Annotated in this window: 16 protein-coding genes and 1 pseudogene; 3 read left to right on the plus strand and 14 right to left on the minus strand. The window is 39.3% G+C overall.

Going from position 1 to position 20,298, the window contains the following annotated elements; translation table 11 throughout:
• Positions 1 to 6: 6 nt before the first annotated feature.
• From fmt to CDOMC_RS08320, 5 genes are all read right to left on the minus strand, one after another.
• Positions 7 to 927, minus strand: a complete 921-nt coding sequence (gene fmt / locus CDOMC_RS08300) for a methionyl-tRNA formyltransferase (protein WP_442861610.1) — start codon at positions 925 to 927, stop codon at positions 7 to 9.
• 25 nt (positions 928 to 952) lie between these two features.
• Positions 953 to 1,999 carry a GTPase ObgE gene (obgE, locus tag CDOMC_RS08305; protein WP_172129271.1) on the minus strand — a complete coding sequence of 349 codons (1,047 nt, stop codon included), beginning with the start codon at positions 1,997 to 1,999 and terminating at the stop codon, positions 953 to 955.
• A gap of 191 nt (positions 2,000 to 2,190) precedes the next feature.
• On the minus strand, positions 2,191 to 2,448 hold the full coding sequence (rpmA, locus tag CDOMC_RS08310) for a 50S ribosomal protein L27 (RefSeq protein ID WP_172129273.1): 258 nt from the start codon (positions 2,446 to 2,448) through the stop codon (positions 2,191 to 2,193).
• Positions 2,449 to 2,460: 12 nt separating this feature from the next.
• Positions 2,461 to 2,775 carry a 50S ribosomal protein L21 gene (gene rplU, locus CDOMC_RS08315; RefSeq protein WP_172129274.1) on the minus strand — a complete coding sequence of 105 codons (315 nt, stop codon included), beginning with the start codon at positions 2,773 to 2,775 and terminating at the stop codon, positions 2,461 to 2,463.
• Positions 2,776 to 2,922: 147 nt separating this feature from the next.
• Complete coding sequence (locus CDOMC_RS08320) at positions 2,923 to 3,957, minus strand: cytochrome-c peroxidase (RefSeq protein WP_172129275.1); 1,035 nt, start codon at positions 3,955 to 3,957, stop codon at positions 2,923 to 2,925.
• A 282-nt stretch (positions 3,958 to 4,239) separates the two neighbouring features.
• On the opposite strand from CDOMC_RS08320, the gene flhB reads away from it, so the two are divergent.
• Positions 4,240 to 5,322 carry a flagellar biosynthesis protein FlhB gene (gene flhB / locus CDOMC_RS08325; protein WP_172129276.1) on the plus strand — a complete coding sequence of 361 codons (1,083 nt, stop codon included), beginning with the start codon at positions 4,240 to 4,242 and terminating at the stop codon, positions 5,320 to 5,322.
• 10 nt (positions 5,323 to 5,332) lie between these two features.
• On the opposite strand, the gene CDOMC_RS08330 is transcribed toward flhB, so the two are convergent.
• The 4 genes from CDOMC_RS08330 to CDOMC_RS08345 form a co-directional block, all read right to left on the minus strand.
• Entirely contained in the window at positions 5,333 to 5,551 is a 219-nt protein-coding gene (locus CDOMC_RS08330; RefSeq protein WP_172129277.1) for a hypothetical protein, read from the minus strand.
• Between the two features lie 206 nt (positions 5,552 to 5,757).
• Positions 5,758 to 7,428 (minus strand): anaerobic C4-dicarboxylate transporter, encoded by a 1,671-nt coding sequence (locus tag CDOMC_RS08335; RefSeq protein WP_172129278.1) that lies wholly within the window; start codon positions 7,426 to 7,428, stop codon positions 5,758 to 5,760.
• A gap of 226 nt (positions 7,429 to 7,654) precedes the next feature.
• Entirely contained in the window at positions 7,655 to 10,303 is a 2,649-nt protein-coding gene (gene polA, locus CDOMC_RS08340; protein ID WP_172129279.1) for a DNA polymerase I, read from the minus strand.
• A 70-nt stretch (positions 10,304 to 10,373) separates the two neighbouring features.
• Positions 10,374 to 10,961: a DJ-1/PfpI family protein gene (locus CDOMC_RS08345; protein ID WP_172129280.1), complete on the minus strand. Its 588-nt coding sequence runs from the start codon at positions 10,959 to 10,961 to the stop codon at positions 10,374 to 10,376.
• Positions 10,962 to 11,067: 106 nt separating this feature from the next.
• On the opposite strand from CDOMC_RS08345, the pseudogene CDOMC_RS08350 reads away from it, so the two are divergent.
• Positions 11,068 to 12,682 (plus strand): annotated as a pseudogene (locus CDOMC_RS08350) (formate--tetrahydrofolate ligase).
• A 315-nt stretch (positions 12,683 to 12,997) separates the two neighbouring features.
• On the opposite strand, the gene CDOMC_RS08355 reads toward CDOMC_RS08350, so the two are convergent.
• Genes CDOMC_RS08355 through uvrA form a run of 4 tightly spaced genes read right to left on the minus strand, consistent with a single transcriptional unit; the run spans position 12,998 to position 17,751 of the window.
• Entirely contained in the window at positions 12,998 to 13,570 is a 573-nt protein-coding gene (locus CDOMC_RS08355; RefSeq protein ID WP_218975674.1) for a hypothetical protein, read from the minus strand.
• Positions 13,549 to 13,989, minus strand: coding sequence for a pyrimidine dimer DNA glycosylase/endonuclease V (locus CDOMC_RS08360; protein WP_172129281.1), 441 nt, complete (start codon positions 13,987 to 13,989; stop codon positions 13,549 to 13,551). Before CDOMC_RS08360 ends, CDOMC_RS08355 begins: the two co-directional genes overlap by 22 nt.
• Positions 13,986 to 14,924, minus strand: a complete 939-nt coding sequence (locus CDOMC_RS08365) for a hypothetical protein (RefSeq protein WP_172129283.1) — start codon at positions 14,922 to 14,924, stop codon at positions 13,986 to 13,988. Before CDOMC_RS08365 ends, CDOMC_RS08360 begins: the two co-directional genes overlap by 4 nt.
• Positions 14,884 to 17,751 carry an excinuclease ABC subunit UvrA gene (gene uvrA, locus CDOMC_RS08370; RefSeq protein ID WP_172129285.1) on the minus strand — a complete coding sequence of 956 codons (2,868 nt, stop codon included), beginning with the start codon at positions 17,749 to 17,751 and terminating at the stop codon, positions 14,884 to 14,886. The genes CDOMC_RS08365 and uvrA overlap by 41 nt, the downstream gene beginning before the upstream one ends.
• Before the next feature lie 109 nt (positions 17,752 to 17,860).
• Between uvrA and CDOMC_RS08375 the strand changes: the two genes are divergently transcribed.
• The gene (locus CDOMC_RS08375; RefSeq protein ID WP_172129287.1) at positions 17,861 to 19,456 is read left to right on the plus strand and encodes a class I SAM-dependent methyltransferase; all 1,596 of its coding nucleotides are present in this window, start codon (positions 17,861 to 17,863) and stop codon (positions 19,454 to 19,456) included.
• Here CDOMC_RS08375 and CDOMC_RS08380 read toward each other — a convergent pair.
• The gene (locus tag CDOMC_RS08380) at positions 19,453 to 20,190 is read right to left on the minus strand and encodes a sulfite exporter TauE/SafE family protein (protein WP_172129289.1); all 738 of its coding nucleotides are present in this window, start codon (positions 20,188 to 20,190) and stop codon (positions 19,453 to 19,455) included. The genes CDOMC_RS08375 and CDOMC_RS08380 overlap by 4 nt on opposite strands.
• Positions 20,191 to 20,298: the final 108 nt, after the last annotated feature.

Below are 20,298 nucleotides of genomic sequence, written 5' to 3' on the forward strand. Positions count from 1 at the left end.
CTCTTATCATAAAATTTTATCGCCCGCTCTAAGGCGTTTGCCGTTTATATAAGAATTTGCATCGACGGCCTTTTTAGCGGGCTCTTGCAGGGAGTAAATTTTAACGGCTCCGCTATTGCAACCCACCACAAAACTATCTTTATAAATGCTTAAAATCTCTCCTGCTTCACCGCTTGAGCCTTCAAATAGCTCCAAAGATAAAATTTTAAGTCCGCTCTCAAGATAAATTCCCGGCCAAGGAGTAAGCGCTCTAAATTTATTATAAATTTCATGTGCATCTTCGTTAAAGCTAAAAAGCCCGTCCGTTTTTTGTATCTTTTTACATTCGGTTGCGAGGTTGTCATCTTGCTTGATAGGGGTTAAATTTTGAAAATTTAAGAGCGTTTTTACTATTAGTTCGCCTGCCATATCGCCAAGTTCGCTAAAAAGTTCTTGCGCCATTTTGTTTTCGCAGTTCGTATAGACAAAATCAAGCATATCGCCTGTATCAAGCCCTTCGTTCATAAGCATAGCCGTTACTCCAGTTTGTTTTTCGCCTTCTAAAATCGCGCTTTGAATCGGACTTGCGCCGCGGTATTTCGGCAAAATCGAAGCGTGCAAATTTATACAAGGAGCGATATCAAGAATGGCTTTTGGCAAAATTTTGCCGTAAGCCGCAACCACTATAAAATCAGGTTTCAAGCTTGAAATTTGCGCAACCAATGCTTCATCGCGCAGAGTTTTTGGCTGACAGATAGGCACATTAGGCAAATTTGCCTCACTATAAACCTTAACACTACTTGGAGTTAAAATTTGCTTCCTTCCGACAGGTTTATCAGGCTGAGTAAAAACCGCTAAGACGCTAAATTTAGCCTCAACAAGTGCTCTTAAAATTTTAGTAGCATACTCCGGTGTTCCCATAAAAACGATATTTGTTTGTTTTTGCATCATTTCGCCTACTAGCTTAAACAGATTATTTTTCGGCTTTTAAAAGCTCTAAAAGTGCAAATTTAAGCTCATTTATATTTTCACCGCTTGCAGAAGATATAGGCATGATGAAAAACGGCTTGTTTGCATCAAACTCATAAATATCTTGTTTATAGCTTAAAAGCTCGTTGCCAAGTCCCAAATTTTCGATGAAAGCTGAAATTTTATCTATCTCTTTGCAGGCATCCATTCTGGTTAGTGCAACGGCGTATTTTCTGCTTGCAAGCTCGCTTGAAAATTTGCTAACCTCGGCTTTAAGCGTGTTAAACTGCTCTTCAAGAGTGCGGTAGTTTGCAAGATCAAGCATATAAAGTAAAATTTTAGTTCGCTCGATGTGCTTTAAAAACTGAATTCCAAGCCCGCGTCCGTCGCTTGCCCCCTCGATAATACCGGGAATATCAGCCATAACAAAGCCGTTAAACTCATCAACTTCCACAAGGCCTAGCTTTGGTGTAAGTGTTGTAAATTCATAGTTTGCTATCTGTGGTTTTGCGTTTGAAACGGTTGATATAAGCGTTGATTTACCTACATTTGGAAAGCCTACAAGTCCCACATCAGCGATCAGTTTTAACTCAAGACGCACATTGCAAATTTCTTCAGGAGTGCCCTTTTGAGCGTATTCAGGAGCTTGGTTAGTAGAGCTTTTAAAATGTACGTTGCCAAGTCCGCCTTTGCCGCCTTTTAAAAACATCTTGCGCTCGCCTTGCTGCGTTAAATCAAGCAAAAGCTCTCCGCTATCAGCATCATATACGGCAGTTCCTGGAGGGACTATAAGCTCTAAATTTTCGCCTTTTTTACCGGTCATTCTGCGACCCATGCCAGGCTCTCCGTCTTGAGCCTTTAGTGCACGTTTTCCTTTATATGCAGCTAGTGTGTGGGTGTTGTTATCAACGATAAAATACACATCTCCACCATCTCCACCATCTCCACCATCAGGTCCGCCTAGTATAACGTGCTTTTCACGTCTAAAGCTAACCGCACCAGCTCCGCCGTGACCTGAGCTTAATGTCAAACTTACACTATCTATAAACATAAATTTACCTTAAAATTTTCTTTTCATTATACCTTTTTGTTGATTAAAATTTGATTTTAAAATTCTCACAATTATAAATCTGCCTAACATAAATTTATAACATAACGGTATTTAATTTGATTTAGCAGCAAGAGTAAAATATTTTTGTAAAAATTTAATGAAGAAAAGGAGAGCTAGGCCCTCCTAAAAATTTAAGCAGCTGGATAAACAGAAACTTTTTTTCTTGTTTTATCTTTTCTCTCGAATTTTACATATCCGTCAATAAGTGCGAATATCGTATGATCTTTACCAAGACCAACGTTTTCGCCAGCGTGAGTCGCTGTGCCTCTTTGGCGGATGATGATATTTCCAGCGCGAACGAATTCGCCGCCAAATTTCTTAACGCCTAAGCGGCGACCGATGGAATCTCGGTTATTCTGGGTAGAACCTTGACCTTTTTTGTGTGCCATATCTTAATCTCCTTAGGCTGTGATACTTACTACTTTAACGCGTGTATACTGTCTTCTAAAACCGCGTTTAAGTTTTGAGTCTTTTCTTCTGCGTTTTTTGTAGATTACGACTTTTTTGTCTTTACCTAAATTTACGACCTCTAAGACAACTTTTGCACCCTTAACAAACGGCGCACCTACCTTTATCTCGCCGTCATTTACAGCTAGAACATCTGTAATTTCGACGCTAGATTTTGCTTCGGCTTCAAAGCGATCGAGTTTAAGGTACTCGCCCTCGCTCACTCTGTACTGCTTGCCGCTGTGTTTTATAATAGCATATTTTGACATTGCTATCCCTTCTTTGGTAAGTTACCAAAAAGCACTTTTGATTTAAAAGATTTGTGGAGCTTTGTTGGTTATAAGGAGTGAATTATATACTTTTTTTATAAATTTAAGTTGAATTTAATCAGGAGGAGAACCTCCCGATCATAAATTTTAGTAGTCTAGCTCAGGTTTTGAAGTTTTATCTGTTGAAGCAGGGAACATTGGGTATTCAACCTTTGGCATGGTTCCTGTAAGCGAATTTAAAAATGTCACTATGCTAGCAGCTTCAACATCATTAATATTTATTCCAAGCTGTATGCTTCCCATCGCTTTAACAGCGTCATTTAGCGACCATATAGCTCCGTTGTGATAGTATGGCGCAGTTAGCTTTACGTTGCGAAGTGTAGGAGCTTTAACCATTCCATTTGCATCACCTTTAAAATCGCCAACGTTTGCGAATTCATACTTGCCTGCAACCTCAAATGGCTGAAGAGTTCCGCCTAAATTTATGCCATTATGGCAAGATGCGCAACCCTTATCCAAAAACACTTTTAAGCCTTTTTTCTCAGCTTCATTTAGTGCACTCTTGTCACCTTCTAGGAATTTGTCAAATCTTGAAGGAGTTACAAGCGTTCTTTCAAAAATTCCAATCGCAGTTGTTACAAGGTCAAAATTTATTTCGCTATTAAATGCTTTTTTAAACTCAGCTACATAAGCAGGAATCGACTTAAGTCTATCCACTACAAGTTCAGGAGTTGAAGCCATTTCAGGAAGAGCCGTCATAGGACCAGCCGCTTGAGCTGCAAGGTGAGCTGCGCGTCCATCCCAAAACTGAACTGAGTTAAATACCGAATTATAAACTGTAGGTGCGTTTACGTGATGTGGGTTTGGCATCCATTTGTGACCTGTTGAAGCAGGAATTCCATCAACTCCGCCAAGTCCTAAATTGTGACAGGTGTTACAGCTGATGATGCCTGATTTTGAAAGGCGCGGATCAAAATAAAGCCTTTTACCAAGCTCATAAGCAGCCATTGTTGTAGGAAACTCTTTTGAATCAGGTGAAGCATCATTTATCATCTTTGTAAGTGCTTTTGGATTACTTGGAATTGCCACAAGACCTGCATCAAGTGCTTCTTTAATCAAGTCATTTGCAAAAAGAGAATTTGCTAAAACAACTGAACCTAACAAGAAAATTTTATTTTTCATAACTTTTCTCCTTGAATTAAATTTAAAAAAGTGTGGCAATTATAAAATGTTTTAAATTAATTTCTAATAAATTTTATTAGTTATAAAAATTTATTTTTCAATAATTATAAGTATTTAGGATAAAATATCTCTTATTTAAAATAATATTTTAATTTTTTTAAATTTAAAAAAATTTTTAATTGTTATAATTGCTAAATTTAATATAGGAGTAAAATATCTTAAAATTTATCCCAAAAATATCATCAAAACTAAAATTTAAAAATCAATAATTAAGAACAAGTAATGGCCGATAGCGATCAAGAGAAAACCGAAGAAGCCACCTCCAAAAAGATAGAAGATGCCAAAAAGGACGGTAACGTCCCTAAAAGTCAAGATTTTGCAGGTTTTATTATACTTTTTGTGGCGATTTTTGCAGTAATTTTACTCCTTGGTTTTTTGGGAGATCAATTCTTTGCTTTATATATCTATTATCAAGGGCTAATAGGGCAAGAAATTGATGCCAAGCTATTGTATGACATAGTTTTAGTTTCAATGCTAAGGGTGCTTTTAATGGTATTGCCTATAACATTTTGTGTCATAATAGCAGGAATTTTAGCCAATACTATGCAATTTGGTTTCATATTCACAACAAAACCGCTTGAGCCAAATTTAAATAAAATAAATCCCATAAAAGGTCTTAAAAATCTATTTTCAATGAAAAAAATTATAGAAGCTATAAAAATGATTACAAAGGTTACTATAGTTTTTGGAGTTGGATTTTATATGTTTTTAAGCTTTATCAAAGAGCTTCCACACACTATATTTTTACCTATGATAGCACAGCTTGAATGGCTTAAAGAAAAGATGATTATCCTAGCTTTTGTTATGCTGATAGTATTGTTTGTAATAGGCATAGCCGATTTAATGATAGTCAGATTTCAATACTTTAAAGACTTAAGAATGACAAAGCAAGAAGTCAAAGACGAATACAAGCAAATGGAGGGAGATCCACAAGTTAAAAGCCGAATTCGTCGCCTTCAAATGGAAGCAAGTCGCAAAAGAATGATGCAAAATATTCCTGATGCCGATGTAATAATAACTAACCCTACACATTATGCAATCGCACTAAGATACGATAAAACCAAAGAAAAAGCTCCAGTAATTTTGGCAAAAGGAGTTGATTTTCTAGCACTTCGCATAAAGGAAATCGGTATAAATAATGGAGTTAAGATAGTCGAAAATCCACCGCTTGCAAGAGAGCTTTATAAAATGTGCGATGTAAATGAAATGATTCCTACCGAATTATTTAGAGCTGTTGCGGAGGTGCTGAGCTTTGTTTATATGAGCGATAGAGAAAAATTTGGAGATAGATTAAAAAATAAGTAATTGTATTAAATCAAATCATATATTTTAATACAAAACCAACTAAAATAAAACTCATTATAGCAATGCTAGATGTTATATAAAAATCCATCCTTTCTTCAAATGTTCTAGTAATATTTTTTTGGTTTTTTTCATTTGCTTTCTTTCTCATAAGCTCATCTTTCATCATTCGTTCAATACTTCCCTCTTGGGATTCTATCTGATGATTCCAATAGCTATTCGGTCTTTTCAATATTTATCCATTCTTTAATATATTTAAAAAATATTTATGGTTGTTCAAGTATACCACCAAAACTATAAAATATTGTAAAAATATCGCAAGATTATCTGTTTTAGTTCACAATATAGCTTAACAATATATTATTTGGTAACACTTACAACCATAATAAATATTGCTTAAGTCTCTTTAAGAGACTTAAGCAAATTAAAACTCTAAATTTAGCCCATATATCCATACAGACTTGCGAATATCCAGCCAAATAAGCATGACGAGAATACACCAATAAGTCCAGGAATAATGAAACTATGATTTATAACATACTTGCCAATTTTTGTTGTTCCAGAGCGATCGAACTGAATAGCAGCAAGGTCACTTGGATAGGTTGGAAGTATATAGTATCCATAGCAAGCAGGCGCAAAGGCAAGTATTACCGCAGGACTAACACCTATACCAAGAGCTAGAGGCACAAAGGCAACCAATGCAGCAGCTTGAGAGTTAACAAATTTTGACACTAAAAGTAGCATAACTGCATATGTCCAAGGATGCTCTTTAACAATATCCCCAAGAGCTTCTTTCATCATCGGAGTATGAACAGCAAACATAGTTTCAGCCATCCATGAAATTCCAAATACCGCAACAAGAGCTATCATACCTGAGCGGAAAATTTCATTTTTACTAATTTTGTTTGCATCGGTTTTAGTAAATATTACTATTAAAGCTCCAGCAAGTAACATAAAAATTTGAATAACATCTACCATGCCCATAGGAGCAGGTTTTTTCAAACTATCTTTAACGACTATTTTAGCTGAAGCCAGAGTCTCGCTCTTATCACCTACTGTTAATACTACTCCACCATTTTCAGATTTTAAGCTTTGAGTTAGCTTGCCATCTTTACTATAAATTTCAATGCTATCATAACTCATAGAGCTTTTTGCTTTGCTGGATGCGACAGTCTCTTCTATCTTGCCATCTTTTAATACAGCAACTATCTTGCCGTCTTTTACATTAAAGCTCTTAACAGTTTTACTATCAGCAACTACTTCAACTATCTTTGCAGGGTTTGATTTTGGCCATGCCGGGCGGTACTCTTTGAAGTATCCAAGTAATGCAACAACGGCAATAGCGCCTAAAAATATCCACATTGCATTCCAACTTGATTGAGGAAGTTTTTGTCCAAGTAAAGACGCATTCTCTCCATAAACATATCTTTTAAACTCAGGATCTTTGATCTTCTCTTGAAATTCTTCGTCTTTATCAAGATCTTTACCTCTAAACCAGCTGAAAATTCCAACAGCTAATACACCACAAAATGTCGAAGGTATAGTGATTTTAAGAAGATCTAAATATCCATCAAAACCGGCAAGTTGAGTTTTTGAGCTTACCAAAAATGCGGTTAAGGTTACAACTGCAACTGAAACCGGGCTTGCTATGATACCCATTTGTGCGCAAATAGAACTTGCAGCCATTGGACGCTCAGGACGAATTCCGTTTTTAATAGCTATATCATAAACAATAGGCAAAATCGTATATACAACGTGTCCAGTTCCGCAAAGTATAGTTAAAAAGCACGTTACAAAAGGTGCTAGAATACTTACGTATTTTGGATTTTTCCTTAAAATTCTCTCCGCAATTTGAAGCATAACATCAAGTCCGCCGCTTGCCTGTAATGTCGCACTCGCAACAACTACCGCAAGGATAGTAAGCATAACTGCTATTGCGGGCTTGCCAGGCTGAATGTGAAAGCCGAATACCAAAACAATAAGTCCTATACCGCCTAGCAAACCAAGCGCTATACCGCCCTTTTTAGCTCCGTAAAATAAGCAGATAAGAACAACTAAAAGCTGAATGGCAAACTGCGTGCCTTCGCTTAAACTAGTCAAAAACTCCATCAATCCTCCTTTGGAATGTTCTATTTAAGAGTTATGTTGCAATTTTACCAATTATTAAGAGTAAATTAGCTTAAAATTTACTTTTTTAAATTAAAATTATACTTTAATAGAATAATTTCAGATTATTTTTTTGATAAAAATATCACTATAAAGACACTAGAATAAAAAATTAATAATACTTATCTTAAAGCTGATATAAATTTAAGATAAGTATTGTCATATAATATTACTTCAAATCGCCCCAATTTTTCGCGATATTTAGCGATGTTTTAAGTGGCACATTAAGCTTGTAAATATCTTGCATTATAGCCTTTGCCTGCTCTCCGAATTCCTGCGCAAAGCTATCTTCAACTTCAAATATAAGCTCATCGTGAATTTGAAGCAGCATATTTGCGCGCTCGTTTAAAATTTTGCTAATTTTTACCATCGCAAGCTTGATAATATCTGCGGCCGAGCCTTGAAATATCGTATTTACCGCCTCACGTTCATACATAGCAAGCTGCATAGGAGTTGCCGTGCTAAAGTCAAAAAATCTTTTGCGACCAAGCAAAGTAGTTACAAATCCGTTGTTTTTAGCTTCAGTTTTAATGCTTTCTAAAAAGCCCTTAATGCTCGGAAAAGCCTTAAAATAACGCTCGATATACTCTTTTGCCTCAGCGCGCGAGATGCCCACTTGAGCTGCAAGCTTGCTTGAGCCCATTCCATAAATAAGTCCGAAATTTATGCTCTTTGCTACGGCTCTATTTTGCGTATTACTCTCTCCAAATATGCTAATCGCCGTTCTTGCGTGTATATCCTCATCATTTGCAAATGCCTTAAGAAGCGCGTTATCCTTGCTAAAATGCGCAAGCAACCTAAGCTCGATTTGCGAGTAATCAAGCCCCACAAGGCTATATCCATCCTTTGCCTCAAATGTTTCACGCACCTCATAAGCTAGGCTTCCACGCGCAGGGATGTTTTGTAGATTTGGATTTTTGCTTGAAAGCCTACCTGTACTGGTGCCAGTTTGCATAAAATTTGTATAAATTCGGCTGTTTTCATCGTTTTTAGCCAAATTTAAAAGCGGTTCGCAGTATGTGCTTTGAAGCTTGTAAATTTCGCGGTACTCAAGCAGTTTAGCTATAACCGGATGAGCCTCAAGCAGCTCGGTAAGCACGGCTTCATCGGTGCTGTAGCCTGTTTTAGTCTTTTTCTTAGCAGGCAAATTTAGCCTCTCAAAGAGAACTTCGCCAAGTTGTTTAACGGAGTTGATATTAAAGCTCTCGCCGCTTAGCTCATAAATTTCAGCAGTGAGACGCTTGATGGTGGCGTCATTTTGGATTATCAAATTTTGCATTTTTTGTATGTTTAGCTTGATGCCGCGATTTTCCATATCAAAAAGCGTGATGAGAAAAGGGAATTCATGCTCATTTGCCAGCTTAAACAAATTTGGCTCAAGCAGATTTAAAAAGCTATTATAAAATTTAAGCGTTATCCAAGCGTCTTCGCTCGCGTATTTTGCGGCATTTTCAAGGCTAACACTGGCAAACGTTTCGCCACGCTTAACCACATCCTCAAATTTGATTGTATCATAGCCATAAAGCCTCTTTGCAAGTGCGTCCATACCCACAGCCTGCGAAGGCTCCATAAGCCACGCCATGATCATCGTATCTTTAAAATTTTTAGGTGGATTTAGGTTTAAATTTTGCTTTATGACCTTAAAATCATACTTTAAATTTTGCCCTATGACGCAGCCTTTGTAAATTTGCGCTACAGCCCAAGCCGCAAATTTCGGACTTACTTGCTTGCCTACTCCAAGATAGTTATGAGCGATAGGCACGTAGTAACTATCGGTGTCGTTAAAGCAAAAGCTAAAGCCCACGATCTTAGCGTTATTTGCGTCAATGCCCGTAGTTTCGGTATCAAAAGCCACGATCGTCTCATCCGTGATGTCTTCTAGCAAGCGTTCTATCTCGCTTTCCTCAGTTAGCAAATGCGCGTTAAATCCAAGCTTAAATTCGGCGTTTTCTTCGCTATTTTGAAGCGATTTTAGTATGCGATTTAAGTCGTATTCGCGAAGGAGATCAGCAACCTTTAAAAGTGGATTTTGCGTAGGAAATAGCGCATTTTCAAAGCTTGTTATCTCAACTGCATCGTAAAAAAGCGAAGTTAGCCGCTTGCTTAAAAAGGCATTTTCCCTATCATCAACGAGCATCTGCCTTGTGCGATCGTTTCTTATAAAGCTTAAATTTTCATAGATATTTTCTAAGTTTCCAAACTCATCAAGCAGTTTTTTGGCACCCTTTGCACCGATACCTTTTACGCCAGGGATATTATCTGAGCTATCTCCTGTAAGGGCTAGAAAATCGCGAATTTGAGAAGGCAGCACGCCATACTTTTCCACACAGCTTGCACTATCGTGATCGATCTTGCTTTGCGGGCTATATATGCTTACTTTGCCGTCTTCGATAAGCTGATAAAGGTCTTTATCGTGCGTTACAATTCGCACGAAGATGTCTTGCTCTTTTGCCGTTTTTACAGCTGTTGCGATGATGTCATCAGCCTCATAACCCTCTTTTGACATAGCGCAAAGCCCCATCTGGCGTATCATCTCTATACACACTGGAAGCTGCTCTTTAAGCGGTGCCGGTGGCTCGTCGCGGTTGGCTTTGTATTCGCCGGCCATCTCGTGACGAAGTGTCTTGCCCTTGCTATCTAGCGCAAAGATGATATAATCGCTTGGAAATTCATCCCTTAAATTCATAATGAAATTTGCAAATCCGCTCACCATCCCGCTTGGCTTGCCCTCTTTGTTTTTAAGGTTTGGCATCGCATAATAAAGCCTGAAAAAAAAGCCGAAAGTATCGATGATAGTGAGAGTTTTTTTGCCGTTCATTATTTTTCCTTGATTTTTTATATATTCTATCTTTATTTTACAAATTTTACTTTTAATGTCCTAAAATTTTTCACGCAAACGGATCGAAATTTATATCTTCATTCCAGATGTATTCCATGGATTTTGCGATATCTCGCGCAGTTTTTATTCCGTGAATTTCAGCCACAAAACCAAGCGCCATATCAATGCCGGACGCAACTCCGCTTGAGGTGTAAAATTTGCCGTCCTTTAGCCATCTAGCGGGCTTTATCCACTCCACGTCCTTGCTTGATGCAGTTACAAATTCCCAAGATGACTTGTTACTGGTGGCTCTTTTGCCTTTTAAACATCCTGTGCAAGCGAGCAAAACCGAGCCCGTGCAGACGCTTAAAACTATCTTGCTGGCGTTAGCCAAATTGCTTAATTCGCTTAAAACCCGCTCATCATTTATAAGTGCTCTTGTCGCAAATCCACCAGGTACCAGCAGGATATCGTGGCTTTTTATCTCGCTTATTTTGCGAGTTAAAATTTGCGTGTTTATGGAGCTTTTAACCGCCTCTCCATCAAGCGAAAAATAATCTATCATATAGTGCTGCTTAAGCCTTGAAAGCACTTCAAGCGGTCCAAGCGCATCAAGGCTGGTGTAGTCATCAAAAAGCAAGACATTTATCTGCTGCATGGCTTTTCCTTGTGAAATTTAAATTTGCAGACAAATTTAATCAAATTTTTCATATCTTTTTGATAAATTTTAATCTTTGAACTAATCTAAAATTTTAAGGAAATTTGTGCTAAGCGATCACGAGATAGAAAAATGCAAATTTAAAAAACATCAAAGAGGTGGCTAAAAAGCTAAATTTAAATGAAGAAAATTTAGAGCTTTTTGGCAAATTTAAGGCTAAAGTGGCTGCGAATTTGGCTGCTAGCGACTCAAATTTGATCCTTGTAACGGCTACAAACCCAACTCCCTTTGGAGAGGGCAAGACAACTGTAACCATAGGACTTAGCGACGCTTTAAGTAGGCTTGATAAAAGAGTCTGCGCCGCACTTAGAGAGCCAAGCCTTGGTCCTGTGTTTGGCATCAAAGGTGGAGCGACAGGCGGAGGATACGCTCAAGTTGCGCCAAGCGGTGATATAAATTTGCACTTTACGGGCGACTTTCATGCGATAACTTCGGCAAACAACCTCATCTCAGCCATGATAGATAACAGCCTTCAGCACGAAAATCCGCTTCGCATAAATCCAAGCAAGATCACGCACAAACGCTGCCTTGACATGAACGACCGAGCCTTAAGGCGCATAACCGTAGGGATTGATAAAACGAGCAAAGCAAGCAGGGAAGATGGATTTATCATAACTGCCGCAAGCGAGATCATGGCGATAGTCTGCCTTGCAAGTGATATAAGCGACTTAAAAGAGCGTGTTGGGCGCATGATAGTAGCTTACGACGAAGATGGCAACCCTGTAACTTGCGCGGATCTTGAGTGTGTGGACGCGGTTTGCTTGCTGCTTAAAGACGCGATGAAGCCAAATTTAGTCCAAACCCTTGAAGGCACGCCGGTGCTCATGCACGCAGGCCCGTTTGCAAACATAGCTCACGGCTGCAACAGTGTGATAGCTACTAAGACCGCTTTAAATTTGGCTGATTTTGTTGTGACTGAAGCGGGATTTGGCGCGGAGCTTGGAGCGCAAAAATTTCTTGACATCAAATGCGCACTAACCGGCATAGCGCCCACCGCTGTGGTACTAGTAACTACTATCCGCTCGCTTAAATATAACGGCGGCGCAAGCAAAGAAAGCATCACAAGCGAAAATTTAAAAGCCTTAGAAAAGGGAGCTGAAAATCTAAAAGGACACATCGAAAATTTAAAAAATTTTAACCAAAATATCGTAGTTGCACTTAATCTTTTTGCATTTGATACCAAAGACGAAGTAGCCTTGATAAGCAAAATTTGCAAGGCGCAAAGGGTGAAATTTAGTATTTGCGAGTGCTTTGCCAAGGGTGGCGAGGGAGCTCTTGATCTAGCGCAAAAAATAGTAGAGTTTAAAAGCGCACCAAAGATAAATTTCACCTACGAAAAAGATGATGACGTGCAAACTAAAATAGAAAAGATAGCTCTTAAAATTTACGGCGCAAAAGATGTGAAATTTAGCCAAAAAGCGCTTGAAGATATGGAGGATATAAGGGCTTTAGGCAAAGCAAATTTGCCAGTTTGTATCGCAAAAACGCAATACAGCTTTAGCTCGGATCCAAAACTTCTAGGCAGGGCTAGAGACTTTAGCTTTGAAGTTGATCGCCTTGAGCTTCGCGCGGGAGCGGGATTTATCGTGGTTATAAGCGGCGGAGTTATGCTGATGCCAGGGCTTAACAAACGTCCGCATGCGATGGATATAAGAATTTAGGACTAAGCTATATTGATAATATCCTAGCAAGGATGAGTGTCTTTGCTCGTCCTTGTTTTTGAAAAAGTTTTTATTTAGCGTTCTAAGCGCTCTTTTTATGATATAGGCAGTCTGCTTACTTTTGCTTTGCTCGCTCCACCGAGAGCAAATTTCACACACAAATTCAGCTTGTGTTTTGCTCGCGTCATTTAGCCAGTTTGCCACGCTATCTTGCACATATTTTGAGCTATCGCTTTTAAGCGGCTCAAGTATGGCTAGTGCGCGCCAAGGCTCGGCTTTTAGTGCCGATATATGCTCGCACCAAACTCCGCGCGGTCATGTAGCCTCGCTTGCAAATCGCCTGATATTAGCGTCTTCATCAAGTGCGAATTTTGAGAGAATTTCTATGCTTTCGTCCAAATTTGAGATGACTTTACCTCGCACGCAAAGCCAAGCGATCTCTCTAACGCCAAAGTGAGAGTCTGCGGCAAATGCTCTTACGGCGTTAAGAGTAGCTCTTATATCAAGACTCTCATCGCAAGCCGTCATATAAGCCGCCCAGCATCGCACGGTGTCTGATCCGTGAGTGCTAAGAGCTTTTAAAATTTGTCCGCTTTTATCCACGCTTGCAAGCTTAAAAAGCTCGGCGCCGATCGTTTTGCTAACGGAATTTGCGCTTTTGTTTTCAAGGCTTTTAATATGAGCTAAAGTTTGCTCTAAAAATTCGCTTTTGTTTATTTGCACAAGCACGTTTGCAAGCAAAATTTCTTGATTAACCGCGAGCCATTCGTTCAAATTTGCCGTTTGGATCTCACCTGAATTTAGCTTTTCTAATATCTCGCTTGGAATTTCGCTTATCGATCTTGCACCTTTGCGCGGAATTTCTTTTAGCTCTTTATCTTTTCCCACGGCTCAACATCTCCATTTACAGCTTTAAAAATACTCATTATCCCAACTTCGCTCACGCGTAAATTTCGCTCATACATCAGGGCGTCTCGCACCCTTAACTTATCTTGCAAAAACGCAAATTCATACTCTATCTGACCGCTGGTAACTTGCACCGGCGATAAATTTTGGCTATTAAAGGCGTCTATCTTGCTTTTATCAAATTTATATCCTCTTTTTGAGGCTTCCTCATAAACCTCTTGCAAATATGCATTTATAAGATCTATTGGGCGTTTGTGCGCGTAAAATCTATCAAGCTGCGGATGATTTTTATATCCCTTTGTAAGTCCCTTTAAAACATGCTTTGCTAAAAGCGCCTCCCTCCATAGCGCTACCAAACCTTTTGCGTCCAGATAAACAGGACTGATCGTCCAAAGTCTCATTTTATTTCACTCCTTAATTTATCTGCGATCTGCTTTGCAAAAGCCCTTACCATCGCTTTTTCATCAATATACCAGTACGGCACTCGCTCGTGATCTTTATATGGCTGATGAAGCATGCTTTTTACGGGCGGATGCATAAAAATTTGGTTAAAAATTTCAAGCTCTTTTGGATAAGTAAAGTATAAATTTAGCTCAGGCTTTTGATTTTCATTTCGCCAAGCGGCAAATTCGCGGGAGAAATTTTGATGTTTTGGCATTTTTATTTGACTAAAAATTTCCTCGTCAAGCAAAATTTTCGCAAGGCAGTAAATGCCGTGCGCAGGCATGCAAAGCAGCTTTTTGTAAGGCAAAACGTCTGTTTTATTATATCCCGCGCAAAAGGCTTGCAAATTTTCGCTTATCGATTCCGCGTCCTTATCACAAATTCCTACTATAGAGGCAATTTGAGCTCGCTCATTGGCAGGCTTTTTTGAGCTTATAAATTTCCTAGCCACCTTTAATGCCACCTCAAGCTTAACCTCATCTTTATACCACATCGCAAAGAACAAATTTATGCCAACAACCAGCAGCGTGTAGCCGTTTTTGCTAGCTACGATATCGGGCGGGATAATTTTATTAACAGCTTCAAAATCACCGCACGCAACGCTATTTAGCAACTTAGAAAACCTAATGCAGTGATCATATCCGCTTGCACTACCCGGTATGAGCTCCAAGCGGTTTTGCTGAAATATCAGGCTGTTTACGCCTTGCCAGTCGCGCTTTTCAAGGCACTCTTTAAACCAAATTTCATAAAGCTCTTTTGTATGCCTAAACGAGATCTGATTTATGATTTCGGCGATAAAATCCTCTTTATTAGTATGCCTGCTTGCTACACTTAGTATGCGCTTGCAAATTTCAAGATACTTGACAAGCGCTCTTTGCATCTTTTTTGACATTTTTAGCCTTCATCTCTTCAAGCTCCTCGGCTAAAAATTTACCCGTGTAAGAGCCTGTTTTTTTGTGATTTTTAGCCACCTCTTTAACGCTTCCTACGGCTATTATCTTGCCGCCTTTTGAGCCGCCTTCAGGTCCCATATCAACGATATAATCGCAATTTTTAATCACGTCCATATTATGCTCGATCACAAATACCGAATTTCCAAGCTCGACTAGATGATGAAGCACTTGCGTAAGGCGATCGACATCGGCAAAGTGAAGTCCCGTAGTAGGCTCATCGAGTATATAAAGCGTATTTCCAGTATCGCTTCTACCAAGCTCCTTTGAGAGCTTCACGCGCTGAGCTTCGCCGCCGCTTAGCGTGGTTGCGTTTTGCCCAAGCGTGATGTAGCCAAGCCCGACGTCTTGCAGGGTTTTAAGCTTAGCGTAAATTTTAGGAACCGCTTTAAAAAACTCTATCGCCTCATCGATACTCATATTTAGCACATCTGCAATACTCTTGCCTTTGTATAAAATTTCTAGCGTCTGAGCATTATATCTGGAGCCATTACAAGCATCACAAACCACCATCACATCGGGCAAAAAGTGCATCTCTATCTTTATCTCGCCCTCACCTTGGCACTTCTCGCATCTGCCGCCCTTGACATTAAAGCTAAAGCGCCCGATCTTGTAGCCTCTAAGCTTTGCTTCCTTGGTCTGCGCAAAGAGATTTCTTATCTCGTCCATCACGCCCGTATATGTCGCAGGATTTGAGCGTGGCGTGCGGCCTATCGGGCTTTGGTCAAGGTAGATAACTTTATCTAAATTTTCAAGTCCGCTTAAATTCACGCCCGCTATCTTTTTAACTTTTCTAGCTCTATTTAGCTGCTCTTGCGCTTCAGGAAGCAGGGTTTGAAGTATGAGCGAGCTTTTACCCGAACCCGAAACACCCGTAATACCGACTAAATTTCTAAGCGGAAATTTAGCGCTTAAATTTGAGATATTGTTGATATTTACGTTTGAAATTTCTATCCACTTCTCTTGCTTTCTGTTTTTTTGATAGTTGATGTTTTTCTCACCGCTTAGATATAAAGCGGTTGAGGTGTTGGTCTGCATAAGGCTTTTTACATCGCCGCTAAATATAATCTCGCCTCCAAATTTACCCGCTGCTGGACCGATATCAACTACAAAATCAGCCTCCTCTATCGTCTTTTTATCATGCTCCACTACAATTACGGAGTTGCCTTTTGACTGCAAATTTCTAAGAGTTTTAATAAGCTTTAATGTATCTCTTTCATGAAGTCCGATGCTTGGCTCATCAAGCACGTACATAACGCCGCTTAGCCCACTTCCTATCTGGCTTGCGATGCGAATTCTTTGCGCTTCTCCGCCGCTTATAGTGCGCGCGTCCCGCCCGAGCGAGAGATAGCCAAGCCCCACGTCATAAAGAAAATAAAGTCGCTCGTTTATCTCTTTTAATATAGGCGAAGCTATCATGCCATCTTGCTCGCTTAGATAGTCAAATTTGCTAGAGTCTGAGAAAAACGCAACGCAATTTTCTATACTCATATCCAAAATTTCACCGATCCCAAGCCCTGCTACGCGCACGGCTAAAGATTGCGGTCTAAGCCTGTGTCCGCCGCAGTTTGAGCAGCCTCTTTCGCTCATATACTCGCCAAAATCCTTGGAGTCTTTAAGCAAATCGTAGCTGATCTTTACCGCACCTTCAAATTTACGCGCTATCTTGTGTCTTTTCCAAAAAAACTCAACCTCTTTTGCGTTGCCGTAAAGCACAAGTCGCTTTTCATCTTCACTTAGCTCAAAATATGGCTTTTTCACGTCGATGCCGTTTTGTTCGCAAAATGCAAGCAGAAATTTATAATAATAGCTCATATTGTAGCCGTAAAGTAGCTTGATAGCGCCGGTTTCTACGCTTTTTTCCTCGTCTATTATCTTATTCATATCAAGGCTGTAGCGAATTCCAAGTCCGTCGCAATGCTCGCAAGCTCCTTTTGGAGAGTTGAAACTAAAGCTAAGCGGCTCAAGCGGAGTAAATGAAATCTTGCAATCAAAGCACGCCATATGCTCGCTGTAATGTATAAATTTCTCTTTTAAATTTAACTCGTCGGCATTAGTTATCTCAATCTCGACTTCGCCGTAACTCTCACTCAAAGCCTTCTCTACGTCTTGAGCCAGACGCTGAAGGTTTTCATCATCGATAACCAAGCGATCGACTATGACTTTTATGGTGTGCTTTTTAGTTTTAGCTAGCTCGATTTCTTCATCAAGCCTTACCATCACACCGTCTATTTGGGCTCTTACGAAGCCTTTTGCGCGCAAATTTTCGATTAAGTCCGCCCAAGTTCCCTTTTTTTCTCGCACAAGCGGAGCGTAAATCACTACTTTAGCGCCCTTAGGAAGCTTTGAAATTTCGTTTATGATATCGCTTGCACTCATCTTTGAGATCGGCTTACCGCACTGATGACAATGCTGAATGCCAACGCGCGCATAAAGCAACCTCAGATAGTCGTAAATTTCGGTTATTGTGCCGACTGTAGAGCGAGGGTTTTTACTTGTGGTCTTTTGATCGATTGCGATTGCCGGCGTTAGCCCTTCGATCTTATCCACATCAGGCTTTCCGACCTTATCCAAAAACTGCCTTGCATAAGCAGAAAGACTCTCGATATAACGCCTTTGCCCCTCGGCATAAAGCGTATCAAAGGCTAGAGTGCTCTTGCCCGAGCCTGAAAGCCCCGTAAAAACTACTAATTTGTTCTTTGGAATTTCTAAATTTATATTTTTTAAGTTGTGCTCGCGCGCACCTGTGATTTTTATTGTATCGTTCATGATTATCGCCTAAATTTTAAGTTATTTATTTTAATCAAAGCGGTATAAATATCTAATTAATTTTGAAAATTTAAGATATAATCAATAAAAATATTTTAAGGTGGTTTTAATGAAAGAAATTCAAGATTCATACGACAATCTCCCCTATTTTTCTATGGCTTTTCCGGAATGCTCACCGACTCGAATCGAGGCTATCGCATCTTTTTTATCCTTTAATCCTCCAAGTAGCAAAGAGGCTAAAGTCTTGGAGATAGGATGCAGTTACGGCGGAAATTTATTTCCTTTTGCGATAGCAAATCCGGACGCTAAAGTTGTCGGCATAGATCTAAGCGAAGTTCAGATAAATAAAGCAAAAGAGCTTGCAAAACAGATGCGCGTGGATAATATAAAATTTATCCAAAAGGATATCTGCGAGCTAAATGATGAGGATGTGAAAGAATTTGGCAAATTTGACTACATAATCTGTCACGGAGTGTATAGTTGGGTTCCTGATTTTGTAAAAGAGGCGATACTAAAAACTATCAAAAAATTGCTTAGTCCAAACGGCATAGCATACATAAGCTACAACGTATATCCCGGCTGGAAGATAAAAGATATCATCAGGGATTTTTTGATGTTTGGCACCAAAGAGCTTGAAAACGAAGGCGAAATAATAAGAGCAAACAAAGCAAAAGAGCTTCTTAGCGTCTTTAAAGAGTATATGAAATTTTGCACAAAAGACGGCATAAAGGCTGATTTCATGAACGCTAAGTTGCTACTTGAACACATCGAAGGTATTGAAAAAATAAAATCAGACTCTTATATCGTGCATGAATATTTGGAAATTTTTAACGACCCGATCTACTTCAAGGACTTTGCAAAGAGGCTTGATGACGAAGGGCTTGCGTATCTAAGTGATGTCAATCTTGATGATGTGTTTAAGGCTGATCTTGGGTTGGAAGGCTTTGATGAGTATATTAATGCAAATTTTACAAACAGGATAGATAAAGAGCAGGCTATTGATTTTTTCACAAACCGGGTTTTTAGACAAAGCCTTATAACGCATAAAGAGCTGATAGATGAGGATTTTCACGTAGATATCGGCGTAGAAGAGCTAAGTAGGATATATCTGGCTGCGGGCTTTAGCAAGGATAAAGATGGGCACTATGTAAATTCAAAAAATCAGCAGATGAAACCAAACTACAACTGGCTATATCAGGTGTTTAGCGATGTTTACCCTGCAAGCATTAATTTCGCTCAGGTCGCAGCCTTGCTTGGTGATGATGAAAATGCTATAAAGTCTGCCTATATGGGCTTTATGGAAATTTTAGCGGCTAGTTGCGCGCTACTTAGTACTTATGAAAAGCAAAAGGTAGTTTATAAAGCAGGTAAAAGCAGGCTAAAAGAAAGGGTTGTAGGCTATTTTGAATACTTTAGCATGACAAACGAGCCTGTTATAATGCCTGCAGATGCATTTAACGGAGCTCTTAATTTATCAAATTTTGATGCTTTTATAGCTCTTAAATTTAACGGCAAAAATAGCACCGAAGATATCATCAAGCAAACCGCCAAATTTGCGCAAGAGCGAGGGCTAAATTTTACTCTTACAAGCGATAATTCAGTTGTAAAAACACAAACTAAAAAAGAGTTTGATAAAGCTGTGAGTGATTACGTTAAAGATCTTGAAAGAAAGTTAACTCAAGCTCACATGTTTGAAATATTTTAAGCCATTAAAAATTTTCTAATCGTAATTACAAGGATGGTCGTTATAAGAGCGATCATCCAGTATTTTTGTTTCTTTTTATCTATGGCGTGTGATGTCTTTACGCCAAAATACACCCCAAACAAAGAGCCAATTCCGATAGCAACGCCTATATCGTAATGAACCAGCCCATGTGAAGCAAGGCTGATAAAGCCCGCAGTTGAGCTAAATACGACGAAAAAGAGCCCGGTGCTGACTGCTTTTTTGATATCATAGTTTAAAAAGCCGATAAGTGCGGGCATAACAAAAACCGATCCACCGATACCCACGCTAATAGCGACAGCTCCCGTGATAAGCCCTATGGCAAACAGTAAAATTTGCGAGCTGTTTTGCTCTCCTTTTGGCTCAAGCGGGCTAGTTAAAAGCTTGGTTAAATTTATCATCTGAGCGGTAATAAGCGCGCCAAGTAGAAATTTAGACGAAAAGTGAGAGACTATAAATCCGCTGCTAAGCGCACCGCAAAATCCCCCGAGCCCAAGCACCAAAGCAGGCTTTAAATCAAGCATCTTGGAGCGTAAATTTACAAATGAACCAAAGATGGAGCTAAATACCATCTGCATTATGCTAACACCGATTGCGTATTTGATATCGTATCCCAAAAGTATCATCGCAGGCACGACTACCGCGCCGCCTCCAATACCGAAAAATCCCGAAACAAAACCTACAAAAATCCCTAAAAGCATATATCCGATAAACATTTTAACCCTTTAAGCCGAATTCTAGCACATAGTTTTGAAATTTAACATAGCCCGACAAGCCTACTTGAGCCCTTTATGCGTATAAAAGCTCTTTTTAAATATAATATT

Origin of the sequence: Campylobacter sp. RM16192, from assembly GCF_004803855.2 — a bacterium.
GTDB lineage: Bacteria > Campylobacterota > Campylobacteria > Campylobacterales > Campylobacteraceae > Campylobacter_A.

What these genes read in the sequence shown, in the direction of transcription:
- CDOMC_RS08380 (WP_172129289.1), bottom strand. Translation starts at nt 20,190, where the DNA reads ATGTTTATCGGATATATGCTTTTAGGGATTTTTGTAGGTTTTGTTTCG.
- rpmA (WP_172129273.1), bottom strand. Translation starts at nt 2,448, where the DNA reads ATGGCACACAAAAAAGGTCAAGGTTCTACCCAGAATAACCGAGATTCC.
- CDOMC_RS08345 (WP_172129280.1), bottom strand. Translation starts at nt 10,961, where the DNA reads ATGCAGCAGATAAATGTCTTGCTTTTTGATGACTACACCAGCCTTGAT.
- CDOMC_RS08365 (WP_172129283.1), bottom strand. Translation starts at nt 14,924, where the DNA reads ATGTCAAAAAAGATGCAAAGAGCGCTTGTCAAGTATCTTGAAATTTGC.
- polA (WP_172129279.1), bottom strand. Translation starts at nt 10,303, where the DNA reads ATGAACGGCAAAAAAACTCTCACTATCATCGATACTTTCGGCTTTTTT.
- uvrA (WP_172129285.1), bottom strand. Translation starts at nt 17,751, where the DNA reads ATGAACGATACAATAAAAATCACAGGTGCGCGCGAGCACAACTTAAAA.
- CDOMC_RS08375 (WP_172129287.1), top strand. Translation starts at nt 17,861, where the DNA reads ATGAAAGAAATTCAAGATTCATACGACAATCTCCCCTATTTTTCTATG.
- fmt (WP_442861610.1), bottom strand. Translation starts at nt 927, where the DNA reads ATGCAAAAACAAACAAATATCGTTTTTATGGGAACACCGGAGTATGCT.
- CDOMC_RS08360 (WP_172129281.1), bottom strand. Translation starts at nt 13,989, where the DNA reads ATGAGACTTTGGACGATCAGTCCTGTTTATCTGGACGCAAAAGGTTTG.
- flhB (WP_172129276.1), top strand. Translation starts at nt 4,240, where the DNA reads ATGGCCGATAGCGATCAAGAGAAAACCGAAGAAGCCACCTCCAAAAAG.
- obgE (WP_172129271.1), bottom strand. Translation starts at nt 1,999, where the DNA reads ATGTTTATAGATAGTGTAAGTTTGACATTAAGCTCAGGTCACGGCGGA.
- CDOMC_RS08335 (WP_172129278.1), bottom strand. Translation starts at nt 7,428, where the DNA reads ATGGAGTTTTTGACTAGTTTAAGCGAAGGCACGCAGTTTGCCATTCAG.
- rplU (WP_172129274.1), bottom strand. Translation starts at nt 2,775, where the DNA reads ATGTCAAAATATGCTATTATAAAACACAGCGGCAAGCAGTACAGAGTG.
- CDOMC_RS08320 (WP_172129275.1), bottom strand. Translation starts at nt 3,957, where the DNA reads ATGAAAAATAAAATTTTCTTGTTAGGTTCAGTTGTTTTAGCAAATTCT.